This window comes from Pelagibius sp. 7325 (assembly GCF_037652055.1).
GTDB lineage: Bacteria > Pseudomonadota > Alphaproteobacteria > Kiloniellales > Kiloniellaceae > Pelagibius.
On the sequence record NZ_JBBKAH010000004.1, the window covers coordinates 203,688 to 226,848 of the forward strand.

The window sequence follows — 23,161 nt, forward strand, 5'->3', positions numbered from 1 at the left end:
TGAAGAACCTGAGGGCTAATTCTTATGAGCAACGACATCGCCGAGCGCGTGAAGAAGATCGTCGTCGAACATCTGGGCGTCGATGATGCGAAGGTTACTGAGTCTGCGAGTTTCATCGACGATCTGGGCGCCGACAGCCTGGACACCGTGGAACTGGTGATGGCTTTCGAGGAAGAGTTTGGCTGCGAGATTCCCGATGACGCGGCGGAGAAGATCGTCACCGTCAAGGACGCGATCGACTTCATTCAGGAACACTCCTGAGCCAACGGCGATGGCGGCGGGGGCGCGCTAGGCGTCTGACGCTGCCGCTCCATCATCTCGCCGCATAAAGGCCGCTTGCAGTATGAGACGGGTTGTCGTTACAGGGTTGGGGCTGGTCACACCGCTGGGAAGCGGCGTCAGTCATGTCTGGGATCGCCTTATCAACGGCCAATCCGGACTGCGTAGCATCCAAAGTTTCGATGTTTCCGACCTGCCGGCGAAGATCGCCGGTCAGGTGCCGCTGGGCGAGACCTCGGCGGGCCTGTTCAATGCCGACGACTATCTTGAGGCCAAGGACCAGCGCAAGCTGGACCGCTTCATCATCTTCGGCATGGCGGCGGCCCAGCAGGCCATCGACGATTCCGGCTGGACGCCGGAAACCGACGAGGACTGCTGGCGCACGGGCGTGATGATCGGCTCCGGCATCGGCGGGCTGGAGACCATCTACGAAGGCTCCATCACCGTGAAGGAACGTGGCCCGCGGCGCCTGTCGCCGTTCTTCATCCCAGCCGCGCTCATTAACCTCGTCTCCGGCCAGGTTTCCATCCGTTACGGCTTCAAGGGACCGAACCACGCCGTGGTCACGGCCTGCTCGACCGGTGCCCATGCCATCGGCGACGCAGCCCGTCTGATCATGCTGGACGACGCCGACGTGATGATCGCCGGCGGCGCGGAGGCGGCTGTGTGCCGTATCGGCATCGCCGGCTTCTCCGCTTCGCGGGCGCTGTCGACCAAGTTCAACGACACGCCCGAGCGCGGCTCGCGGCCCTGGGACGAAGACCGCGACGGCTTCGTGATGGGCGAGGGGGCCGGTGTGGTGGTGCTGGAAGAACTGGAGCACGCCAAGGCACGCGGCGCGACGATCTATGCCGAGGTGGTCGGCTACGGCCTGTCGGGCGATGCCCACCACATCACCGCGCCGCCCGAAGACGGCAACGGCGGCTTCCGGGCGATGCAGGCGGCGTTGAAGCGTGCCGGCCTCGACCCCAGCGACATCGACTACATCAACGCGCACGGCACTTCGACGCCGCTGGGCGACGAGATCGAAGTCGGTGCGGTGAAGCGCCTGTTCGGCGATGCCGCGAAGAATATCTCCATGTCGTCGACCAAGTCGGCGATCGGCCACCTGCTGGGCGCCGCCGGCGCGGTCGAGGCGATCTTCTCGATCCTGGCAATCCGCCACAACGTCGCGCCGCCGACGCTCAATCTAGACAATCCGTCGCCCAGTTGCGCGGACATGGACCTGACGCCGCACCAGGCCAAGGAGCGGCCGATCCGCCGCGCCCTGTCCAACTCCTTCGGCTTCGGCGGCACCAACGCGAGTGTCGTCCTGGCCGAGTACCAATAGCGATTCCGGCTGATGCGGCGGCTGGGGACAATCGCCGTATCCCTTGCCGTCCTGCTGGCGGTGGCCGCCGGCGCCCTATGGTTCTACCTGCAAAGCCGCTATGAAGCGCCGGGTCCGCTGACCGCGGAGGCCGTGGTCATCGTGCCCCGCGGCGCCGGCCTCGCCGCCATCGCCGACGATCTGTCGGCGGCCGGCGTGATCTCCGATGCCACCCTGTTCCGCCTCGGCGTGCGCCTCTTCGGCGACGCGCGTGCGTTGCAGGCCGGCGAGTATGCCTTCGCGCCGGGCGCCTCGATGAAGGACGCCGCGGCACTGATCGCCAGCGGTCAGACGGTGGTCCACCGCCTCACCATTCCCGAAGGCCTCACCAGCGTGGAGATCGTCGCGCTGCTGGAGGCCGCCGATCCGCTGGCCGGTGCCATCGACCAGATCCCGCCGGACGGCGCGCTGCTGCCGGAGACCTATCACTTTCACCGCGGCGACAGCCGCGCGGCGGTGCTGCAGCGCATGAGCGAGGCGATGGACGCGGCGCTCAGCGAGCTGTGGGACAAGCGCGCGCCGAACCTGCCGCTGAACACGCCGGAGGAGGCGCTGGTGCTCGCCTCGATCATCGAGAAGGAGACCGGCGTCGACAGCGAGCGCGCGCTGGTCGCCGGCGTCTTCGTGAACCGCCTGAACAAGGGCATGCCGCTGCAGTCCGATCCGACGGTGGTCTACGGCATTACCCTCGGCAAGGCGCCGCTCGGCCGTTCGCTGACGCGCAAGGACCTCGCCAGCCCGACCCCCTACAATACCTACCAGATCGCCGGCTTGCCGCCGGCGCCGATCGCCAATCCCGGCCGCGCCGCGCTGGAAGCCGCGCTGAATCCGGCCGCGACCGAGTACTTCTACTTCGTCGCCGCCGGGGACGGGGGCCATGCCTTCGCCAAGACCCTGGCCGAGCACAACCGCAACGTGGCGAAGTGGCGCAAGCATCTGCGCAGCCTGCAGAAGCAGACGACGAACTAAGACCTCAGCTCCCGGCCGGACGACTCCTCCGCCTCCCATTCCGCAACTCCCGGCGGATCGTGCAGAAGAGGCCGTCAGCGCATTGACGTCCGGCTCACTGATGCTCTAATATATTAGTATAACAAGATGCAGATCCCCGAGGGCAGCGGGGACGGTCGCTATGGAACCAAAGACATCCCCGGGAGGAAAACCATGAAAGCCTTCAACGCACTGGTGCTGGGCACTGCCCTCGCGCTCGCTCCGCTCATGACCGTCCAGCCGAAGGTGGCGGCCGCGGCCGACTACACCCTCAGGCTCGGCTCCGTCCTGGCGCCGAGCGACCCGCTGCAGGTTGCCGCGGAAGGCTTCAAGCAGGCCGTCGAGGAGCGCAGCAAGGGGGCGATGGAGGTCCAGCTGTTCCCCAGTTCGCAGCTCGGCGACACCCAGGACATGATGGACCAGGCGGCCGCCGGCGCGAATGTAGGCACTTTCGTGGAAGCCTCGCGGGTCTCGGTCTTCGTGCCCGAGTTCAACGTGCTGGTGGCGCCCTATGCCTTCGAGTCGGTGGAGGAACTGGCGCGCTTCGTCGAGTCAGACACCTTCGCCGGCTGGAACGAGCAACTGCGCCAGAAGAGCGGCCTGACCCTGCTGTCGTTCAACTGGTACCAGGGCGCCCGGCAGATGCTGACCAAGAAGCCGATCGCCTCGCCGGCCGACCTCAGCGGTGTGCGCGTGCGCACCATCGGCCAGCCGCTGTGGGTCGAGACCATCGGCGCCATGGGCGCGGTGGCGACGCCGCTGCCCTGGGCTGAAGTCTATCCCTCGCTGCAGACCGGCGTCATCGACGGCGCCGAGGCGCAACCGGCGGCCATCTGGGGCGCCAAGCTCTACGAAGTCGTCTCCGACATCACGCTGACCAGCCACATCTACCTGATGAGCGGCCTCCTGGTCTCCGACGCCTGGCTGCAGTCGCTGCCGGACGATTTGCGCGCCATCGTGAACGAAGAGGCCAAGCGCTGGGGCGCCGAGGCCCTGAAAGCCAACGTCGACGGCGCCGAGAAGATCTACGCCGACATCCGCGGCGCCGGCGTCACGGTGTCCTCGGTCGACACGTCCCCCTTCAAGGAAGCGGTAAAGCCGGTATGGGCCAAGATGGGCCTGACCGAGCTGGTCGCCGAAGTGCGCAAGACGCTCGACAACTGAGCCGCGGCGGGCGGACGATCGAGGGCGCTACAGGGCGCTTCCAAAGGGGGTATCGTTGCAGAGCATTCTGGTGATCCTGCGGCGCGTGGAAATGGCCGCCGCGGTGGCGCTGTTGGGCGCCATCGTGGCGGTCGTCCTCGCGGGGACCTTCGGGCGCTATCTCGGACGGCCGGTCCTGTGGTCGGACGAGGTGGCACAGGCGCTGTTCGTCTGGCTGGCGATGCTGGCCGCCGACCTGACGCTGCAGCGGGCCGGACACTTCCGCATCGACGTGCTGCTCGGCCTATTGCCGGCGACCCCGCGCTTCCTGCTGGAACTGGCGATCAAGCTGACCATCGCGGTGCTGCTGGTCTTCCTCGTCTACTACGGCATGGCGCTGGTGCGGCTCTCCGACCCGCGGCCTTTGCCGATGACCGGCGTGCCGTCGTCCTACGCCGCCGCCGCGCTGCCGGTAGCCTACGCGCTGATGATCGTCACCGTGATCGAGCAGATCCTGCGCCACCTGCGCGGCCTGCCGCAGGCTCATGCCGAGCGGGACGTGATGTGATGCTGACGGTCATCGCCGCTCTTTTCTTCGTCTTCCTGGCGATCGGCGTGCCGGTTGCCTTCGCGCTGGGCCTCGCCACGGTGCCGGTCTTCGTGTTCGGCGATTACATGCCGCTGACCGTCGCCATGCAGCGCATGTACGGCGCGACGCAGTCCTTTCCGCTGCTGGCGGTCCCCTTCTTCATCCTCGCCGGCAACCTGATGAACATCACCGGTATCACCGACCGTCTGCTGACCTTCGCGCGTCTGCTGACCGGCTGGATGATCGGCGGCCTGGCGCAGGTCTCCATCGTATTGAGTGCGCTGATGGGCGGCATTTCCGGTTCGGCGGTGGCCGACGCGGCGATGGAGTCGCGCCTGTTGGGGCCCGCCATGGCGCGGCGCGGCTATGCGCCCGGCTTCACCGCCGCCGTCATCGCCTTTTCCTCCGTCATCACCGCGACCATTCCGCCCAGCATCGGCCTCATTCTCTTCGGCTTCATCAGCGAGGTCTCGATCGGCCGCCTGCTGCTGGGCGGTGTGGTCCCGGGCATCCTGATGACGGCCGTGCTGATGGGCGTCACATCGATGGTCGCGCGCCGCATGGGCTATCAGCCGGAACTGGCCGAGCGGCCGGCCTTTCGTGCGGTGGCTGCCAGCTTCTTAGAGTGCATCTGGGCGCTGCTGTTCCCGGTCTTCCTGTTGATCGGCTTTCGCTTCGGCGTGTTCACCGCGACCGAGGCGGGTGCCATCGTGGTGCTCTATGCCCTGGTCATCGGCGTCTTCGTCTACCGCGAGCTGACCTGGAAGAACCTCATCGGCGCCATGCGGGACTCGGTCATCGACATCGGCATGGTGATGCTGATCATCGTCATGGCGGCGGTGCTGGGCCATGCCCTTACCATCGAGCAGGCACCGGGCGCCATCACGGGATTCCTGGCCGGCCTGCCCGGCGACAAGTACGTCACGCTGTTTGCCGTGCTTGCCATCGTCTTTGTCGCCGGCACGGTAATGGAAGCGACGGTGAACGTGCTGCTGGTGACGCCGCTGGTGCTGCCGGCCTTGGTGCACGTCGGCTTCGATCCCGTGCACATGGGCGTGGTGATGATCGTCCTGGTCTCGGTCGGCGGCAACACGCCGCCGGTCGGTGTCATCATGTACACGGTCTGCGGCATCCTGAAGTGCAGCTTCGCCGATTTCGTGAAGTGGTCCTGGCCCTTCGTCGTGGCGATGGTCCTGCTCATCGCCGCCATGGCCCTGGTGCCGGACATCGTGCTGTTCCTGCCCAACCACCTGATGTGAGCATGAGCGAGATCGCGCAGGCGGAGTGGCGCTTCGAGACGCTGTCGGATGCAGCCGCGGTGCTGGGGGAGAGCCCGCAGTGGTCGCCGCGCGACGGCTGCGTCTGGTGGGTCGACGTCACCGGCCGCAAGCTGCTGCGCAGCGATGCGGCGAGTGGCCACACGCGGGTCTGGCGCACGGCGGAGGAGATCGGCTTCGTCGTGCTGGCGGCCGGTGGCGCCATTGTCGTGGGCATGGAGAGCGGGCTCTTCCGCTTCGATCCGGCGGGCGGCGGCTTCACGCTGATCTGGCGCCTGGAGGGCAGCGGCACCCGTTTCAACGATGCCGCCACCGACGCGGCCGGCCGGCTGTGGGCGGCGACCTGCGACGTCGACAACAAGCAACCCCTGGGCAGGCTGCTGTGCATCGGCCCCGACCTTGCGGTGCGCGAAGTGGCGAGCGGGTTGCTGACCCCCAACGGGCTGGCCATCGATAGCGGGCGCGGCCTGCTCTATCTCTCCGACTCGCACCCCACGGTGCAGGCTCTGTGGCGCTTGCCGCTCGACCTCGCCAGCGGTGGGACCGGGGCATGGCAGGAACTGGCCCGTTTCGCGGACCTGAAGGGGCGCCCCGACGGCGGCGCCATAGACGCCTCGGGCAACTATTGGATCGCCGGCGTCGGCGGCGGGATGCTGCACGGCTTCTCGCCGCAGGGCCGGCGGGTGGCCGAGGTCGCGACGCCGATGCCCGATCCGACCAAGATCGCGTTCGGCGGGCCGCTGCTGGACCGGGTGTTTCTCACCTCGAAGCTTGGCAAGACAGGCGGCGGCGGATGCCTCGCCGTTGGAACGGCGGGCGTCAGCGGGCAGCGTGAGACGCCCTTTAGCTATGGACCGGCCTGAGGTTCAGGATCGGCAGGCTTCGTCGGCAGGCGGGCGAGCAGGCGGTCGGTCCACGCCGGCGGCAGCAGCGCCAGCAGCCAGACCGCCGCGAAGAGCCGGCGCGGAAAGACGAGGCGGGACTTGCCGGCGCCCAGGCCGCGGCGGATGACCTCCACCGCCCGGTCCATCTCCATGAGGAAGGGCATCGGGAAGTCGTTGTGGTCGGTCATCGGGCTCTTCACGTAGCCCGGGCAGATCACCGAAACGGTGAGGCCGTCGGCGGCCAGGGTGCCGCGCAGCGCTTCGCCCCAGACCCGCACACCGGCCTTGGAGGCGCAGTAGGCCGGGGCGCCGGGAAAGCCGCGGAAACCCGCCAGCGACGACATCAGGGCGATCTGGCCGCGGCGGCGCGGGCGCATCAGCTCGGCGGCAGGCAGCACGGTGTTCACCACGCCGTCGAAGTTCACCGCGAAGATCTCCCGCGCCTGGCGATCCGTTTCACCGAAGGCGCCGGTGCCGGCGGAGATGCCGGCATTGGCGATCACAAGGTCGAGCGGCCGGCAGCGGTCCTGCTCCGCCATCCAGGCCGCCAGCGCCGCGCGGTCGCGGACGTCGACGACACCCGCTGCCACTTCGGCGCCAGCCGCGCGGCAACGTTCGGCGACCTGCGCCAGACGTCCGGCGTGGCGGCCGGTGAGGGCCAGGCGCACGCCGGGCGCGGCATAGGCAAGGGCCAGTCCGGCGCCGATGCCGCTGGAGCCGCCAGTGATGAGGATCGATCCGGGGTTCTGCATGAGGGTCCAGGCGCTCCTTTCCTGCCGGGCGGCCTGCGGCGGGCCGGGCTTGTTGCCCTGAAGGCGGGCCAGTATAACCAGTCCAGAACAGATTTGCGCCGACCGCAAGGCGGCGGCGCGTGCGGTAGGGGGAATCTTCGACAGCGTGAGCAAATCCGGCAAAGTGGTCCACAGCATGACCGGCTTCGCCCGCCGCGACGGCGGCGATGCAACGGTGAGCTGGACCTGGGAGGTCAAGAGCGTCAACGGTCGCAGCCTCGACGTGCGCGCCCGCCTGCCGCAGGGCTACGAAAGCCTGGACCCTATCGTCCGCAGCGCCGTGACCGCGGCCTGCAGCCGCGGCAACCTGCAGGTCAATCTCTCCATGAAGCGCGGCAGCGCGCCGCTGCAGCTACAGGTCAACGAGGATCTTCTGCAGCAGGTCATCGACCTCATGGCCAGGCTGGAGTCGCGCACCCAGGCGGCGCCGCCGCGCCTGGACGGCATTCTTGGCCTGCGCGGCGTGCTGGAAGCGGTCGAAGAGGAAGAGTCGCCCGAAGATCAGGAAGTCCGGCTCGCCGCCCTGCGCGAAGACCTCGATGCGGCGCTCCAGGCGCTGCTCGCCATGCGCGCGGCGGAAGGGGCGCGCCTGCTCGGCATGGCGCGCGGCCATCTCGACGAGATCGAGCGCCTGGCCAAGGCCGCGCGCAGCTGCGCCGCCACCCAGCCGGAGACCCTGCGCCAGCGCCTGAAGGAGCAGCTTGCGGTGCTGGTGGAAGAAAGCACCGGCGTGGCCGAAGAGCGCCTGGCGCAGGAGCTGGCGATCCTCGCCGGCAAGGCCGACGTGCGCGAGGAGCTCGACCGTCTGGCCGCCCACGTCGAGGCGGCGCGCGAGTTGTTGGACCAGGGGGGGGCCGTCGGCCGCAAGCTCGACTTCCTGTGCCAGGAGTTCAACCGCGAAGCCAACACGCTGTGCTCCAAGTCGGCGGATGTCGAGCTGACCCGCATCGGCCTCGATCTGAAGTCCTCGATCGAGCAGCTGCGCGAGCAGATCCAGAACATCGAGTAGCGCAGGATGGTCGATACCCACATCAAGCGCCGCGGCCTGATGCTGGTGCTGTCGTCGCCCTCGGGCGCCGGCAAGACCACCATCTCGCGCAGGCTGCTCGATACCGACGACAATCTCTCGCTGTCGATTTCCGCGACGACGCGCCCGCCGCGTCCCAGCGAGACCGACGGCAAGGATTATTATTTCGTCACGCCCGAGCGCTTCGGCGCGATGGTCGACGACGGCGAACTGCTGGAGCACGCGCTCGTCTTCGGCAACAACTACGGCACGCCCCGTGCACCGGTCGAGCGCGCGCTGGAGACGGGCCGCGACGTGCTGTTCGACATCGACTGGCAGGGCACGCAGCAGGTGCGCGAGACCGCGCGCGACGACCTCGTCAGCGTCTTCATCCTGCCGCCCTCGACGACCGAGTTGGAGCGGCGCCTCCATACGCGCGCCCAGGACAGCGAGGCGGTGGTTCATGCACGCATGGCCAAGGCCGCCGATGAGATGAGCCATTGGGCCGAGTACGACTACATCATCATCAACGATGATCTGGAAAAGAGCGTCGAGCAGGTGGAGGCGATCCTCACCGCCGAGCGTCTGAAGCGCGAGCGCCGCGTCGGTCTGCGCGCTTTCGTCGAGACCCTACGCGCCGGCCAGTGACGGCCCGCCCGCCCCACCGGATGCGACCTGCCGCGCGAGCGCGCAGAAATCCTCCACCGAGAGTTCTTCCGCCCGCGCGGTAGGCGTGATGCCCGTCGCCTCGAACAGCGCGGCCGGATCGCGCGTCAGCGATTTCAGGCCCAGGGACTTTAAGCTTTGCCGCAACATCTTGCGGCGCTGGCCGAAGGCGGCGGCGGTTACTTTCTCGAGGACGGCCAGGCTGGCGGGGGCCAGCGGCGCGGCGCGCGGCGTCACTGCGACGACGGTGGAAACGATCTTGGGCGGCGGCGTGAAGGCCTGGGGCGGGATGTCGAACAGAGGGCGCGGCGCGCAGAGCCATTGGGTCAGCACCGAGAGGCGCCCGTAGGCCCTGCTGCGCGGCTTCGCCACCAGGCGGTCGGCGACCTCTTTCTGGAACATCAGGGTCATCGCGGAAAGGGCGCCGGGGTCATCGGCCAGGACGGTGAGCCAGTTCACCAGCAGCGCGGTCGAGATGTTGTAGGGCAGGTTGCTGACGATCTGGCGCGGCGCCGGCCCGAGCGCCGTCAGGTCGATCTCCAGGGCGTCGCCCTCGATCACCTGCAGTCGGCCGGGGTAGGCGGCGGCGAGCTCGGCCAGCGCCTCCAGGCAGCGGCGGTCCTTTTCCACCGCGACAAGCCGGGTGGCGCCGGCTGCCAGCAGGGCGCGGGTGAGGCCGCCGGGGCCGGGGCCGATCTCGATCACGGTGCCCTGCGTCAGGTCGGGGGCCGCGCGCGCGATGCGTCCCGTCAGGTTGAGGTCGAGCAGAAAGTGCTGACCCAGGGCCTTGCGGGCGCCGAGGCCGTAGCGCGCGATGACTTCGCGCAGCGGCGGCAGGGACGGCTCGGCCGATCCCGTCATGACGCGGCGGTCTGGCGGCCGGCCGCCGCCATCTCCGCCGCCATGCGCAGCGCCGCCAGCAGGCTGGCGGGCGAGGCTTTGCCCGTGCCGGCGATGTCGAGCGCGGTGCCGTGGTCCGGCGAGCTGCGAATGATCGGCAGCCCGAGGGTGACGTTCACCCCGCCCTCGAAATCGATGGTCTTGATCGGGATCAGCGCCTGGTCGTGGTACATGCACAGCGCCACATCGTAGCCGCGCCGGGCAGCGGCGTGGAACATCGTGTCGGCGGGCAAGGGCCCGAAGGCCTCGATGCCATCGGCCTGGAGTTTCTGCACGGCGGGGCGGATGACCGCGTCGTCCTCGCGGCCCAGCTGGCCGCCTTCACCGGCATGGGGATTGAGGCCCGCGACGGCGAGACGCGGCCGGGCAATGCCGAAGTGGTGCCGCAGGGCCTCGGCGGTGGTCCTCCCCGTTTCGACGATCATCGCCGTCGTCAGCGCCTCGGGTACCCGCGTCAGCGGCATGTGCACGGTGACAGGCACCACGCGCAGCTCGGGGCAGGCGAGCATCATCACCGGCGCCCGCGCGCTGCGGCAGAGCTCGGCGAGGTATTCGGTATGGCCCGGGTGTTTGAAACCCGCCTCCATGAGGACCTGCTTGTGAATGGGATTGGTGACCACGCCGGCGGCGGCGCCCGACTGCGCCAGCGCGACGGCGTGGCGGATCGAGGCCAGCACGGCCTCAGCATGGGCGGGGTCGAGGCGTCCCGGCTCGCCGGCCACTGCCTGCTCCAGGGCGAGCACCGGCAGACCGGCGCAAAAAGCCCCGGCCGTGGCCTCAGGGCCGGCGATCTCAATCACCGGCACGTCGAGATTGAGCCGCTTCGCCAAGGCGGTGAGGCGGCGCGGATCATCGATGACGAAAAAGGCCGCCGCGGCGTCACTGTGCAGCCGCTGCCAAGCCTTCAGCGTCAACTCGCCGCCGATGCCGGCGGGCTCGCCCATGGTGAGCGCCAGGGGCGCCGGCGCCGCCATGGCGTCAACGGATCCGGCACAGAGGTTGGGCAGACCGGGCCGGCAGCCCGTCAGATGCGCACATCGACGTTGGCCGCGCGGCGCAGGTCCTGCAGGGAGCGCTGGGCGAGCTGGTCGAGCCGCTGGTTGGTCAGGGTCTCCTCGATGCGCCCGCGGTCGATGTCCTGACCTTCATTCTTGCGCATGTCGCGCAGGAAGAGGATGTGATAGCCGGAGACGGTGCGGATCGGAACGGATACCTCGCCCGGGCCCATCTGGGCGAGGACGGAATTCAGCTCCTCCTCCATTTCGCCGTCGCGTACCCAGCCAAGGTCGCCACCCAGCGAGGCCGTTCCGGACTGCGAGAACTGGCGGGCGAGGCCGGCGAAGTTCGCCCCCTGGCGCAGCTCCTCGAACAGGCGCTCGGCGTTGGCCCTTGCCTCGCCCTCCCTGGCCGTCGACTCGATGGGAATGAAGATCTCGGCGACGCGCCGCTCGACCGCGCCGCGCCGCGCGGAGAGCCGGCTGGCAACCTCCTCGACTTCCTCCGGGGTGATCACCACGTTGGGACGCAGGCGCCGCTGAATGATGGCCTGCCAGGCGATCTGGGCGCGGATCTGGTCGATCAGCGTCGTCGGGATAATGCCGCGGTTGCGCAGCATGGTGAGGAACTGGCCCTCGGTCATGCTGTTCTGCTGGGCGATCTGCTCCAGCGCGCCGGCGACCTGGAGGTCGGTCACCGAGATGTCCAGGCGCTCGGCCTCCTGCATCTGCAGGCGCTCGTCGATCAGGCTGCGCAGCACCTGCGGGGTCAGCCGGCGGCGCACCTCCTGGGTGTCTTCCACCCCGGCTGCGACCACGGCCAGTTGAACGCGCATGGCGAGGTCGAGCACCGAGATGATGTCGTCGTTGACCACCGCGGCGGGACGGAAGAGGTCTGACTGCGCCCTGGCGGCATCCGTGGGACCGCCGGCGGCCAGGACGGAGGCCAGACCCAGGACCCCAAGGCCGAAGACGATACGGCGTCGCGCAATCTTAAGAGGCTTTTTCAGCAGACTCATTGATATTTCCGGTTTCTTTGAAACGTGGCCGCAGTATATCGCGCCGGTCAATGCCGGTTCAAACGGAAGCTGATGCGTGGCTGCCGGCGGGTGCCAAGTTAACCCCTTCGAGGGTTAGCCTAAGGGTTTCAACAGCGCATCAACCGCCCGTGATCCCGCCAAGATACTTGAACACCACCCGCACGAAGACGCTGTCGTCTTCTTCCAGCTCGCGGTCGCTGTAGTTGGTGCGTTGGGCGACGCCTTCGATGAGGAAGCAGTCGTCCTGATAACCGAGGGTGATGGCGGAGCGCAGCGCTCGGTCTTCCTGCAAGTCGCGGCGATGGGAAAATCCGACGGACCAGTTCTCGTTGAGCTGTGAGCGGATACCGAAGGTGACCTCCTCGCGGTCATCGAATTCGTCGCCGGACTGATCGTTGATGAAAAAGTAGGAGAGATCGAGTTTTAGCGCCGGCGGGCCGATGCTCGTCGAGACTTCGCTGCGCTGGGCCTGCAGATCGTCCTTGTCGAGACGGAAGCGGTAGAGGAAATCGAGATCCTCGAGCGGGCGCAGCTGAACCCGGCCGACCAGGTCGGAGAACTTGTCCTCGAGGCCCGAGCCCTCGGCATAGACGTCGTGGTTCTCCGTCAGCCGGTAGCTCTGGCCGAGGAAGGCGCCGGCGGATCCATCATCGCCGAAGGTCCCCGTCCACTTGATGCCGTAGTCGAAGCGGGTTCCGGAGTCGACGCGGTCGCGGCCGGGAAAGCGATTCAGCTCGAAGATGTTGGTGTCGTCGAACTCGAAGCCGAGACTGTCCTCATTCGGAATGTCGCCGGGGTTGGAGCCATTTGGCGCGAAGACGGCCTGAGCGATCGGCTCGATGACCTGCTGGACCGTGCCGTCCTGGCGCACCCAGGGATAGCGCCACTTCACCGCGAACTGGGGAAAGAGGCGGCCGGCGGTGTCGCTGCCGGGGGCATTGGAGGGGTTGACGTTGTTGGAGCCCGGCACCACACCGTGGGTCCAATAGCCGTCGGCCTGGACCTGCGCGGTGACTTCGTAGATGTCTCCGATCGGGCCGGCAAAGGGCAGGTGGTAGCCGCTGATCACGGACAGCCGCCGGCTGTCGCGCCCTTCGATGCGGCTCAATGCCACGAGATTCGCATCGACGGTGTAGTGGCCGCCCGGCAGGACGATCCCGGGCTCGCTGATGAAATTGTAGTCCGCCAGCGGCGCGACGATGGGGAACTCGTTGCTGCTGTCGGATTCACGCAGGCCCTGGTAGGCGAAGCCGCGGACGGCGGCGTAGTTGCGGCCCTTCAAACCTTCGAGATAGCCTTCGCTGGTCAAGGTCCGCGATGAGTCGAAGTCATAGGCGCGCAGGTAGGTATCGTCCGAAGCGCGGTTGACTTCGAAGCCCCAGCGCCAGGTCGGGTCGAGTTCGAACTGGCCCTCGGCGTCGATGTGGCCGCGAAAGCGGTCGTGGGCGACGTTGCCGCCGCTTTCCACGCGGTCGGCAACAGTGGCGCTGCCAGCGATGCGTATTTCGCCATCGGTAAAAAGGTGGCGGTATTCGCCCGTCAGGTTGAGGCCTTGCTCGGTCGAGACGATCGGCGCGACGGTGAGGTCGCTGGTATCGTCGATCGCCCAGAAATAAGGGACCTCGAAAGCGTAGCCCAGATAGTCGCTGTTGCCGACCGTGGGAGCGAGCACGCCGCTGCGGCGGTCGACGGTGGGGTCGGGGTGCTGCAGGTAGGGTGTGTAGAGGACCGGGATGCCGAAGAACTCCAGCCAGGCGTCATGGTAGATGATGTCGTGGGCCTCCTGGTCGTGGATGACCTCGTTGGCCTTGATCTGCCATAGCGGCGGGCGCGTCGGGTCGTCACGGCACAGCTCGCAGGGGCTGAAGACACCTTTGTTGAATTCCGTCCGATTGCCGCCGGTGCGAGTCCCGCTGGCTGCCGCGATTCGGGTGTTGTCGGCCAGCAGCACGCGGATGTCGCGGATGAAACCTTCCCTCAGATTGCCGGTCAGCTCGACGAAATCGGCAAAGAGCGTGTCCCCGTTCGGCTCGATAACGCTGACGTTGCCCTCAGCCGTCACCACGTCGGCGTTGATGTCGTAAGTCACCCGATCGGCAAGCACGACGCGCCCGGCCTGCGAAATCTCGACCTCGCCTGAAGCGATCACCAGCCCGTTGGTCTCGTCGTAGGTCAGCTGATCAGCCGTGATCAGCGCCGGAACTTCATCCAACCCCTGGACATCCAGGTCCTGGGCCGCCGCAATATCCCCGACGCCCGCACAGACAATAAACATCGCGGCAGCCACGGCCACCGCTCGCCCCAATCCCCCCCGTTCCATTCCTTGGCTATCCGTCCTCCAAATGAAGCAGCATCGCCACGCCGAGCATCAACGACACGCCGGCGGGGGCCCAGGCTGCTAGCACGACCGGGATGGTTCCTGAAAGCCCGATCGCGAATACAAAGTTCGACAGGAAGTATAGGAGAAAGCCTGTCAACATGCCCGCCAGAATCACCACGCCGACCCGGCCCCGACGCTGCGGGCGCAGGGAAAAAGTGGCAGCCAGCAGGACCATGGCGGCAAACAGCATCGGCAAGGCGAGCAGCCGATGGAACTGCAGCCGGTGTGGAGTCGCGGAGAATCCGGCAGCTTGCATGAGGCTGATGAAGCCCGGCAGGTTCCAGAACGAAATGGTCTCCGGCGGCGCGAAGCTGTCCTGGATGTTGTCGGCCGTCAGGTCCGTGGGCAATGCCAACTGCTCGTGAAACTCCGAGGGTACGCCGGGGCGCGCGAGCCAGGCGTCGAACAGCAGCCAGCGGCCGCTCTGCAGCTGTGCTTCGCGCGCGTCGATTCGGTCGACGAAGCGGTCCTGTTCGGCGTAGCGGAAGACCATCACCTGCTGCAGCGCGACCGACCCGGGCTTGATGCTTTCGGCATGGATCACCGATTGGCCGCTCTCGTCGGCCTGGCGCAGCCAGAGCCCGGTTTCCGACACCGCCAGCATGCTGGCCTGGTTGCGGACGTAGTTGGCCTCCAGGCGCTCGTAGCGGCTCAGCAGAACCGAGGAAAGCGGGTTCAGAGCGCAGACCGCCAAGGCCCCGAGCACCACCGAACTGGCCAGCACGGGAAGGAGGAACTGCCACACGGATACACCGGCCGCACGCGCGACCACCAACTCGTGCGAGCGGGTGAGGCGCCAGAAGGTCGCCATGGCGGCGAACAGAATGGTGAAGGGCATCACCTCCTGGCTGAGATAGGGGAGTTTCAGGAACGCCATGTTCAGGGTGATGCCGAGCGAAACATCCTTGGTGGCCAGGCGATCCAGCAGATCGACGATGGTGGCCAGGTAGATGATGGCGACGATGGCGAAGAAAAAACTGCAGAACCAGGACAGGTATTGGCGCGCGATGTACTTGCTCAGCGTGGGGGAGAGGCGCAACCGGCGCATCGCCGGCTGGCTGGTGACCAGGTCGGTCATCATGCCGAGGCCTCGCCGAGACGCGAGGGACTCTCGCGCCGCACTGGTCGGTGCAGCAGAACGTAGATTCCGAGGCCGGTGGCAAGCACCGGCGCTGCATACATTCCAATCACCGCCGCGGCATTACGGCTGGCCAGGTCGTGCAGCGCCAGCGAAGCGCCTTCCAGCGCGGCCACGCAAGCGATAGCCGCCAGCACGCGCTTGGTCTGACCGCGTCGGTTGAACTCGCCGGACAGCAGTGCCGCCATGCCGATCAGGACGAAGACAACCGTATACAGCGGCCCGACCAGGCGATTGTGCCCCTCGGCAATCAGCTCCTGCCGATAGCGCTGATCGCGCCGCTCCTCGCTGGGAAACAGCAACGCGCCCAGGAAGCGCTCCTTGGGCTCGCGCCAGCGCGACTGCGCGGCTTCGCCGAACTCGCTGAGCTCAACCGTGTAGCGGTCGAAGTAGAGCAGGGAGAAACGGCCGGTGGCGCTGTCCACCGACTGACGGTTGCCGTTTTCCATCACCACCCGCGGGCCGGCTTCGCTGGCGACCAGCGCGCCACGCTCGGCCATCATGGTCACCGGGTTGGCCGGCTCCCGGTTGTCGTGCACCAGGATCCCGCGTAGTTCTCCGTCCGCGGAGCGTTCGCGCACATAGACTGTGACGCCTTCGCTGAGCACGGTGAAAACGCCCTCCTGCAGCAACACGGTCGAAAAGTCGTTGCGGAAGGCATTCTGCAGATCTTTGAAATTACGGAAGGAAAGCGGCAGGAAGTAGAGCGTGATGGAATACATCACAACGGTCACCAGGACCGCCAGAATGAGGGCGGGGCGGGCCAGCTGCAGCTGCGACAGGCCGGCGGCGCGCATCACCACCATTTCGCTGTCCATCGCCAGCTTGTGATAGATGAAGAGCACGGCGACGAAAGCGGCAACCGGCAACACGACGCCGAGGAATGAGGGCAGCAGCAGGCCCACGAAGGTGAGAAAGGTGGACGCGGGCAGGCCCCGGTTGACGATGTAGTCGATCAGGCGCAGCGACTGCGTCAGCCAGATGGCGAAAGTCAGCGCCATGGTGACAAAAATTGTCGCCATGACGAGCTGTCCCAAGATGTAGCGTGTGATCCAGGGCATCGGGCCCAATCGCTGCGGTCCGCAAAGTTCAGAGATAACGCGCAGCCCTTGCCCGCGTCCAGCGAAATCCCTGGAATTTCAGGCCTCGGCGAGGCCTTGGCCGGGGCCTTCGATGAGGTCTTGAACTTGGCCGCCGGCGCTGACAGTCTGTTCCGCCTTATCGTTTTGCCCTTTGATCATTTCATGGCCGCCGCGCCGCGGGGCAGCTGGCGCCGGCTCTAGTTCTGTCCGCGAGGGAATTGATGAATATTAGCTTTGCTGCGCCGAGCGTACCGACGTCCGGCGCCCTGGTTGTCGGCGTGCTCGAGGGGAAGAAACTGACTCCTTCGGCGGCGAGCCTCAACAAGCAGACCGATGGTGCGCTGGAGCGTGCCATCGCCACGGGCAGCTTCGCCGGCAAGAAAGGCGAGATCCTGGAGATCATCGCCCCGGCCAATCTGCAGAACAGCCGCATCCTGCTGGTCGGCATCGGCGAGCCGGGCAAGCTGTCGGAAAAGGACCTGGAGGATCTGGGCGGCAGCGCGGCGGCGCGGCTGCTGGCCGGCGGCGACGAGAAGGCCGCCTTTCTGGTCGACAAGCTGCGCGGCGGCAAGAGCGCGCAGGAGCGCGCCGCCCACTATGCCTTCGGCGCCTTGCTGCGCAGCTACCGCTTTGACAAGTACAAGACCAAGGAGAAGCCGGAGAAGAAGCCAAAACTTAAGGAAATCAAAGTTTTGGTGGAAGATGCTGCGACGGCGAAGCGGCTTTTCCAGAAGCTTGAGAAGATCGCCGAGGGTGTCTTTTTCACCCGCAATCTGGTGACCGAGCCGGCCAACGTGCTGTTCCCCAAGTCGCTGGTCGCCGAGGCCAAGAAGCTGACCAAGCTGGGCGTCAAGGTGACGGTGCTGGGCGAAAAGGAGATGAAGAAGCTCGGCATGGGGGCGCTGCTGGGCGTGGCCCAGGGCTCGGCCCAGGAGCCGCAGCTGCTCATAATGGAGTGGCAGGGTGCGGCGGGTGCCAAGGACGCGAAGGGGAAGGGGGGCGCACCGGTCGCCTTCGTCGGCAAGGGCGTCACCTTCGACACCGGCGGCATCTCGCTGAAGCCGGCCGCCGGCATGGAAGACATGAAGTGGGACATGGGCGGCGCCGGCGCCGTGGTTGGCGTCATGCATGCGCTGGCCGGCCGCAAGGCCAAGGTCAACGCCGTCGGCATCTGCGGCCTGGTCGAGAACATGCCTTCGGGCACCGCCCAGCGCCCGGGCGACGTGGTGACGTCGATGTCGGGCCAGACCATCGAGGTGCTGAACACCGATGCGGAAGGCCGCCTCGTGCTCTGCGACGCCCTCTGGTACACCCAGGAGAACTATAAGCCGAAGCTGATCGTCGACCTGGCGACGCTGACCGGGGCCATCATCATCGCGCTGGGCAACGAGCAGGCCGGCCTGTTCAGCAACGACGACAAGCTGTCCGAACAGCTGACGGCCGCCGGCAAGAAGGTCGGCGAGCCGCTGTGGCGCCTGCCGCTGGGGCCCGAATACGACAAGGCGATCGACTGCGATGTGGCCGACATGAAGAACATCAGCGGCGGCCGCGGCGCGGGATCGATCACCGCCGCCCAATTCCTGCAGCGCTTCATCAAGGAAGGCACGCCCTGGGCGCACCTCGACATCGCCGGTGTGGCCTGGTCGACCAAGGACAAGCCGACGGTGCCCAAGGGCGGCACCGGCTACGGCGTGCGCCTGCTCGACGCCTTCGTGGCGGAGCACTACGAGAAGTAGGGCCGCCGGGGGGCGGCCCGCCGCCCCCCACGGTCCAGGGGGGCCGCTTCCGATGACAGAGGTGCGTTTCTACCACCTGACCCGCACGCCGCTCGACCAGGCCTTGCCCCAGATGCTGGAGAAGACCCTGGAGCGCGGCCAGCGGGCGGTGGTGCGCGCGGGCTCAGAGGCGCGGGTGGAGGCGCTGTCGGCCCGGCTGTGGACCTACCATGACCGCTCTTTCCTGCCCCACGGCACGGTCAAGGATGGCCGCGCGGAGCGCCAGCCGGTCTGGCTGACGGTGCAGGACGAGGCGCCCAACGGCGCCGAGGTGCTGTTCCTCACCGACGGCGCCACCTCCGACAAGATCGCCGACTTCGGCCGCTGCGTGCTGCTGTTCGACGGCGGCGACGACGAGGCGCTGGCGCAGGCGCGCGCCCAGTGGAAGACTTTCAAGGAGGCCGGTCACGCCGTCAGCTACTGGCAGCAGGACGATGATGGCCGCTGGGGCCAGAAGGCCTAGGGGCCGCGACGGCCGCAAGGCCTAGCGTTTCACCTGCAGGCGGCGGGCACGCCCACGCGGCAGCCGCAGATTCGCCTCGCGGAACAGGATGAAGAGGCCGGAGGCCATCACGACGGCCACGCCGATCCAGATGTTGAGGCCCGGCACCTCGCTCCAGAACACGAAGCCCAGCAGGGTAGCCCATATCATCGCGGTGTACTCAAAGGGCGCGATGACGGCGACGTCGCCATGCTTGAAGGCGGCGGTCATCAGGATCTGTCCGACGCCGCCCAGCAGGCCGACGGCGATCAGGGCGGCGAGGTCGACGAGATCCGGCGCGACCCAGACGAAGGGCAGGGCGAGCCCCGAGACCACCGTGCAGGCGAGGGTGAAGGTGAAGGCCACCGAGGCGCTGGTCTCGGTGCGGCCGAGCCGGCGCAGCACGATCATCGCGAGGGCGAAGAACAGCGTGCCGATCAGCGGAACCAGGGCGACGCTGGTGAGCAGCCCGGCGCCGGGCCGGATCATGATGACGACGCCGATGAAGCCGACCAGCACGGCGGCCCAGCGGCGCGGCCCGACCTTCTCGCCGAGCAGCGGCACCGAGAGCGCCACCACGAAAACCGGCGCGGCAAAGCTGATGGCGACGACGTCGGCCAGCGGCATGCGCACATAGGCATGGAAAAAGCAGAACATGGCGCCGATGCCGACCAGGCTGCGCAGCAGGTGGCCGCTGATGCTGTTCACCCTGAGCGCTTTCAGCGAACCGCCGTGCAGGATCAGGAAGAGGATGGGCACGAAGGCGAAGAAGCTGCGGAAGAACATCACCTGCAGGGTCGGATAGCGCGCCCCCAGGTCCTTCACCAGGGCGTCCATGACGGCAAAGAAAGCGACGCTGCCGACCATCATCACGATGGCGCGCGCGGGCGAAACGGCGGCCGGCAGGGCGCCCGCAAGCGGGGCTCCCGCGGGGGCGGCCGGCGCCGCCGGCAGAGCGGCCTTGGGGTCGGCGATCGCCATGGATTTCTCTTCGGGAACGGAATTGGAGCAATGGCAGATTAAGCGCCGGGGGGGCCCGCCGGATGCGCTGTTCTTGCAGGGCTGCGGCGCGGCGAGCGCGCAGTCTGGGCGCGGGCGTTTAAGAAATCCCTGACATGGCGAACCCAGGACGGCGGCCCGGGAGTTTTTTCTCTTGTTCCCCACTCCAGCTATGTAAAACTGCGCGAGCCATAGTTGTTTCGATTAGATGGACGGGGTGTCGATCGAGATGGCGGATTTTCTGTTTTCCGAGTTCTACCTGAAAGATCTGGCGGGCGTGGACCCGCCGACGGTTCATCCGCGCTTCACAGAGATGATCCGCTATCTGGGAAAGGTCGCGCCGGAAGGTCGCTTGCCGGGGCGCCAGCATATCGATCCTTGCGATTTCCCGCAGTTGCTGGGCCTGATCAATCTGGTCGATGTCGAATCCGGTGATGCTGGTCTCCGGTTCCGCTACCGCCTGGTGGGTGAGCGGCAGCGCCAGGCCGCTGGGCGCGACATCGTCGGGCTGACGGTGGAGGAGGCCGTATTGCCGGCACTGGTGCCGCGCATCCAGGCGAACATGACCCTGGCGTCGACTGAGCGGCTGCCCGTCTATGACAGCTTTCCCATGCCCCATGCGGACCGCCAGTTCATCGCTTCCCAGCGCATGTATCACCCCCTGGCGAGCGACGGCGAGACGGTCGACATGCTGCTGGTCCTCAGCGGTTACGACGGCGTGCCGGTGAAGGCGACGGGCTAGGCTTCCTCGAGCTGGGTCTGCAGTTCCAGCCAGCGGTCCTCGGCCTCGGCGATCGTCTGCTTGATCTGGCCGAACTTTATATGGAGCTCCTGCAGCCGGGCGGTCGGTCCGTCATAGACCTCCGGGTCCGCCAGCTTCCTTTCCAGCTCGACTTTCTGGCGGTTCAGCTTCTCGATTTGCGCCTCGGCCTGCCGGGCCGCCTTGCGCAGGTCGGCGACGGCCGCGCGCGCCTCGGCGGCGGCGCGGCGCTTGTCCTTCTTGGAGACGACGTCCTCGCGCTCCGGCTTGTCCTCGCGCTGGCGCGAGCGCTCCTGGCGGCGCTGCTCCATCAGCAGCTTGCGATAGTCGTCCATGTCGCCGTCGAAGGACACCACCCCGCCGTCGGTCACCAGCCACAGGCGGTCGGCCACGAGTTCGACCAGATGAGCATCGTGACTGACCAGGATCACCGCGCCTTCGAAGGCGCTGAGCGCCTGGACCAGGGCCTGGCGGGAATCGACGTCGAGGTGGTTGGTCGGCTCGTCGAGGATCAGGACGTGCGGCGCATCGCGGCTCATCAGCGCGAACAGCAGGCGCGCCTTCTCGCCGCCCGACAGCTTGCCGACGGCGACCTCGGCGCGGTCGGCGCCGAAGCCGAAGCGGCCGAGCTGCGCGCGCAGCTTCGTCTCGGTCTCCAGCGGCATCAGCCGAGCCATGTGGGCGAGCGGCGTCGCGGTGAGGTCGAGCTCCTCGGCCTGGTCCTGGGCGAAGTAGCCGATCTTCAGCTTGCTGGAGCGGGTCATGCGCCCGTCCATCGGCTTCAAGCGCCCGGCGAACAGCTTGGAGAGGGTCGACTTGCCGTTGCCATTGGCGCCCAGAAGGGCGACGCGGTCATCCATGTCGAGGCGCAGGCTGAGGCGCGAGAGGATCGGCTTGCCGACCTCGTAGCCGACGGCGGCATTCTCCAGCGTCAGGATCGGCGGCGAAAGCTGTGTGGGTGCCGGAAAGTCGAACGTGACGGTGCGGTCCTCCATCACCGCCGCGATCGGTTCCATGCGCGCCAGCGCCTTCAGGCGCGACTGCGCCTGGCGCGCCTTGGACGCCTTGTAGCGAAAGCGGTCGACGAAGGCCTGGATGTGGCGGCGCTCGACCTGCTGCTTGGCGTGCAGCGCGGCCTGGTGTTCCAGGTGCTCGCGGCGCAGGCGCTCGAAGCGGTCGTAGTTGCCGGTGTAGGCGGTCAGCTTGCGGTGTTCCAGGTGGATGATCCGGTTCACCGCGCGGTTCAGCAGGCCGCGGTCGTGCGAGACCAGCAGCAGCGTGCCGGGGTAGCCCTTGAGAAAGCTCTCCAGCCAGATCGCGGCTTCGAGGTCCAGGTGGTTGGTCGGCTCGTCGAGCAGCAACAGATCGGGCGCGCGGAACAGCAGTGCGGCAAGGGCGACGCGCATGCGCCAGCCACCGGAGAACTCGGCGCAGGGGCGCTGCTGCGCCGGCTCGTCGAAGCCGAGGCCGGCGAGAATGCGCGCGGCGCGCGCGGGGGCGGCATCCGCCCCGATGGTGGCGAGGCGCTCGTGCAGCTCGGCGATGCGGTGCGGGTCGGTGGCGTGTTCGGCCTCGGCCAGCAGGGCGGTGCGCTCGGTATCGGCGGCCAGGACGGTGTCGATCAGGCTGGTTTGGCCGGAGGGCGCCTCCTGGGCCACCTTGCCGACGCGGATGAGGCGCGGATAGGTGATGCTGCCGCCGTCGGCGTGCAGGTCGCCCGAGATCAGCTTCAAGAGGGTGGTCTTGCCCGACCCGTTGCGCCCGACCAGACCCACCCGGTCGCCCTTGTTGACGGCAACCGTCGCCTGGTCGAACAGCAGGTCGCCCTGAACCCGGTAGACAAGATCGTTAATGTGCAGCATCGGCCCGTTGCGCTCCGGCCAGAAATGGCGGCGAGGGGTGATAGCACGGCCCGGGGAGGGGGGAAAGTCCGGCTGAAGCGGCCCCGGAAAGGCCCGGGCACGGGCCGCAGCCTGGCCGTTGCCCTGACCCGGCAAAGGGTCTATAAGCCCGGCGCGAAACGCAATGGGCCGCCCCCACCGCTATCCGGGGTGGCCCGCACACGAGCAATCAAAGGAGAGCCGGAGCCTATGGCTATCGAACGCACTTTTTCGATCATCAAGCCGGATGCCACCAAGCGCAACATCACGGGCAAGATCATCGACCGCCTTGAGGCTGCCGGCCTGCGCGTCGTCGCCAGCAAGCGCATCCACATGACCCGCGAGCAGGCCGAAGGCTTCTATGCGGTGCACAAGGAGCGTCCCTTCTTCAACGACCTGTGCAGCTTCATGATCTCCGGCCCGGTCGTGGTCCAGGTCCTGGAGGGCGAGAACGCCGTGGCCAAGAACCGCGAAGTGATGGGCGCCACCAATCCCAAGGATGCGGCCCCCGGCACCATCCGCGCCGACTTCGCCGAGTCCATTGAAGCGAACTCGGTGCACGGTTCCGACGCTCCGGAGACCGCGGCGCAGGAGATAAAGTATTTCTTCAAGGACGCCGAAATCGTCGGTTGAAGCAGGCAAGTCCGCGGCGGGCCAGGCGCCCGCTGCCAGAGCAAAGGCGGGTCCTCGCGGATCCGCCTTTTTCTTTGCGCAGGGGCGCTGGTGCCGGGATTGGCGGC

22 protein-coding genes are annotated in these 23,161 nt (G+C 67.3%); 13 read left to right on the forward strand and 9 right to left on the reverse strand.

From position 1 onward, the window contains the following. The first annotated feature begins 24 nt into the window (after positions 1-24). The 7 genes from WDC82_RS13935 to WDC82_RS13965 all read left to right on the forward strand — a co-directional run bounded on the left by WDC82_RS13935 (position 25) and on the right by WDC82_RS13965 (position 6,507). Positions 25-261, forward strand: coding sequence for an acyl carrier protein (locus WDC82_RS13935; RefSeq protein ID WP_340117944.1), 237 nt, complete (start codon positions 25-27; stop codon positions 259-261). Positions 262-343: 82 nt separating this feature from the next. Beyond that, positions 344-1,609: a beta-ketoacyl-ACP synthase II gene (gene fabF / locus WDC82_RS13940; protein WP_340117945.1), complete on the forward strand. Its 1,266-nt coding sequence runs from the start codon at positions 344-346 to the stop codon at positions 1,607-1,609. Positions 1,610-1,621: 12 nt separating this feature from the next. Then, a complete protein-coding gene (gene mltG, locus WDC82_RS13945) occupies positions 1,622-2,617 on the forward strand; it encodes an endolytic transglycosylase MltG (protein ID WP_340117946.1) in 996 nt (331 codons plus the stop codon). A gap of 192 nt (positions 2,618-2,809) precedes the next feature. Then, a complete protein-coding gene (locus WDC82_RS13950) occupies positions 2,810-3,799 on the forward strand; it encodes a C4-dicarboxylate TRAP transporter substrate-binding protein (RefSeq protein ID WP_340117947.1) in 990 nt (329 codons plus the stop codon). 55 nt (positions 3,800-3,854) lie between these two features. Next, on the forward strand, positions 3,855-4,346 hold the full coding sequence (locus tag WDC82_RS13955) for a TRAP transporter small permease subunit (protein ID WP_340117948.1): 492 nt from the start codon (positions 3,855-3,857) through the stop codon (positions 4,344-4,346). Then, positions 4,346-5,626 (forward strand): TRAP transporter large permease, encoded by a 1,281-nt coding sequence (locus WDC82_RS13960; RefSeq protein ID WP_340117949.1) that lies wholly within the window; start codon positions 4,346-4,348, stop codon positions 5,624-5,626. Before WDC82_RS13955 ends, WDC82_RS13960 begins: the two co-directional genes overlap by 1 nt. 2 nt (positions 5,627-5,628) lie before the next feature. After that, the gene (locus tag WDC82_RS13965; protein WP_340117950.1) at positions 5,629-6,507 is read left to right on the forward strand and encodes an SMP-30/gluconolactonase/LRE family protein; all 879 of its coding nucleotides are present in this window, start codon (positions 5,629-5,631) and stop codon (positions 6,505-6,507) included. Here WDC82_RS13965 and WDC82_RS13970 read toward each other — a convergent pair. Next, on the reverse strand, positions 6,492-7,280 hold the full coding sequence (locus WDC82_RS13970) for an SDR family NAD(P)-dependent oxidoreductase (protein WP_340117951.1): 789 nt from the start codon (positions 7,278-7,280) through the stop codon (positions 6,492-6,494). The genes WDC82_RS13965 and WDC82_RS13970 overlap by 16 nt on opposite strands. Positions 7,281-7,425: 145 nt before the next feature. On the opposite strand from WDC82_RS13970, the gene WDC82_RS13975 reads away from it, so the two are divergent. Together WDC82_RS13975 and gmk are read left to right on the forward strand one after the other, a co-directional pair. Continuing rightward, positions 7,426-8,328, forward strand: a complete 903-nt coding sequence (locus WDC82_RS13975) for a YicC/YloC family endoribonuclease (RefSeq protein WP_340117952.1) — start codon at positions 7,426-7,428, stop codon at positions 8,326-8,328. 6 nt (positions 8,329-8,334) lie between these two features. Beyond that, a complete protein-coding gene (gmk, locus tag WDC82_RS13980; RefSeq protein ID WP_340117953.1) occupies positions 8,335-8,973 on the forward strand; it encodes a guanylate kinase in 639 nt (212 codons plus the stop codon). On the opposite strand, the gene rsmA is transcribed toward gmk, so the two are convergent. The 6 genes from rsmA to lptF all read right to left on the reverse strand — a co-directional run bounded on the left by rsmA (position 8,956) and on the right by lptF (position 16,505). Then, entirely contained in the window at positions 8,956-9,852 is an 897-nt protein-coding gene (gene rsmA / locus WDC82_RS13985) for a 16S rRNA (adenine(1518)-N(6)/adenine(1519)-N(6))-dimethyltransferase RsmA (protein ID WP_340117954.1), read from the reverse strand. The two genes, gmk and rsmA, sit on opposite strands and share 18 nt — an antisense overlap. After that, positions 9,849-10,865: a 4-hydroxythreonine-4-phosphate dehydrogenase PdxA gene (gene pdxA / locus WDC82_RS13990; protein WP_340117955.1), complete on the reverse strand. Its 1,017-nt coding sequence runs from the start codon at positions 10,863-10,865 to the stop codon at positions 9,849-9,851. Before pdxA ends, rsmA begins: the two co-directional genes overlap by 4 nt. Positions 10,866-10,915: 50 nt before the next feature. Then, positions 10,916-11,905 carry a peptidylprolyl isomerase gene (locus WDC82_RS13995; protein WP_340117956.1) on the reverse strand — a complete coding sequence of 330 codons (990 nt, stop codon included), beginning with the start codon at positions 11,903-11,905 and terminating at the stop codon, positions 10,916-10,918. 139 nt (positions 11,906-12,044) lie between these two features. Beyond that, a complete protein-coding gene (locus WDC82_RS14000; protein WP_340117957.1) occupies positions 12,045-14,138 on the reverse strand; it encodes an LPS assembly protein LptD in 2,094 nt (697 codons plus the stop codon). Positions 14,139-14,253: 115 nt separating this feature from the next. Beyond that, positions 14,254-15,387, reverse strand: coding sequence for an LPS export ABC transporter permease LptG (lptG, locus tag WDC82_RS14005; protein WP_340117958.1), 1,134 nt, complete (start codon positions 15,385-15,387; stop codon positions 14,254-14,256). Then, entirely contained in the window at positions 15,384-16,505 is a 1,122-nt protein-coding gene (gene lptF / locus WDC82_RS14010) for an LPS export ABC transporter permease LptF (RefSeq protein WP_340117959.1), read from the reverse strand. Before lptF ends, lptG begins: the two co-directional genes overlap by 4 nt. Before the next feature lie 242 nt (positions 16,506-16,747). Between lptF and WDC82_RS14015 the strand changes: the two genes are divergently transcribed. Both WDC82_RS14015 and WDC82_RS14020 read left to right on the forward strand, forming a co-directional pair. After that, complete coding sequence (locus WDC82_RS14015) at positions 16,748-18,262, forward strand: leucyl aminopeptidase (RefSeq protein WP_340117960.1); 1,515 nt, start codon at positions 16,748-16,750, stop codon at positions 18,260-18,262. 52 nt (positions 18,263-18,314) lie between these two features. Then, on the forward strand, positions 18,315-18,764 hold the full coding sequence (locus WDC82_RS14020; RefSeq protein WP_340117961.1) for a DNA polymerase III subunit chi: 450 nt from the start codon (positions 18,315-18,317) through the stop codon (positions 18,762-18,764). A gap of 21 nt (positions 18,765-18,785) precedes the next feature. Here WDC82_RS14020 and WDC82_RS14025 read toward each other — a convergent pair whose 3' ends face one another. Further along, positions 18,786-19,763: a DMT family transporter gene (locus WDC82_RS14025; protein WP_340117962.1), complete on the reverse strand. Its 978-nt coding sequence runs from the start codon at positions 19,761-19,763 to the stop codon at positions 18,786-18,788. Between the two features lie 235 nt (positions 19,764-19,998). Here WDC82_RS14025 and WDC82_RS14030 point away from each other — a divergent pair, with 235 nt between their 5' ends. After that, complete coding sequence (locus WDC82_RS14030; protein ID WP_340117963.1) at positions 19,999-20,523, forward strand: PAS domain-containing protein; 525 nt, start codon at positions 19,999-20,001, stop codon at positions 20,521-20,523. Here the strand turns inward: WDC82_RS14030 and WDC82_RS14035 are convergent. Beyond that, the gene (locus tag WDC82_RS14035; RefSeq protein WP_340117964.1) at positions 20,520-22,403 is read right to left on the reverse strand and encodes an ABC-F family ATP-binding cassette domain-containing protein; all 1,884 of its coding nucleotides are present in this window, start codon (positions 22,401-22,403) and stop codon (positions 20,520-20,522) included. The genes WDC82_RS14030 and WDC82_RS14035 overlap by 4 nt on opposite strands. Positions 22,404-22,631: 228 nt before the next feature. Here WDC82_RS14035 and ndk point away from each other — a divergent pair, with 228 nt between their 5' ends. Beyond that, entirely contained in the window at positions 22,632-23,054 is a 423-nt protein-coding gene (gene ndk / locus WDC82_RS14040; protein ID WP_340117965.1) for a nucleoside-diphosphate kinase, read from the forward strand. The last annotated feature ends 107 nt before the right edge of the window (positions 23,055-23,161 follow it).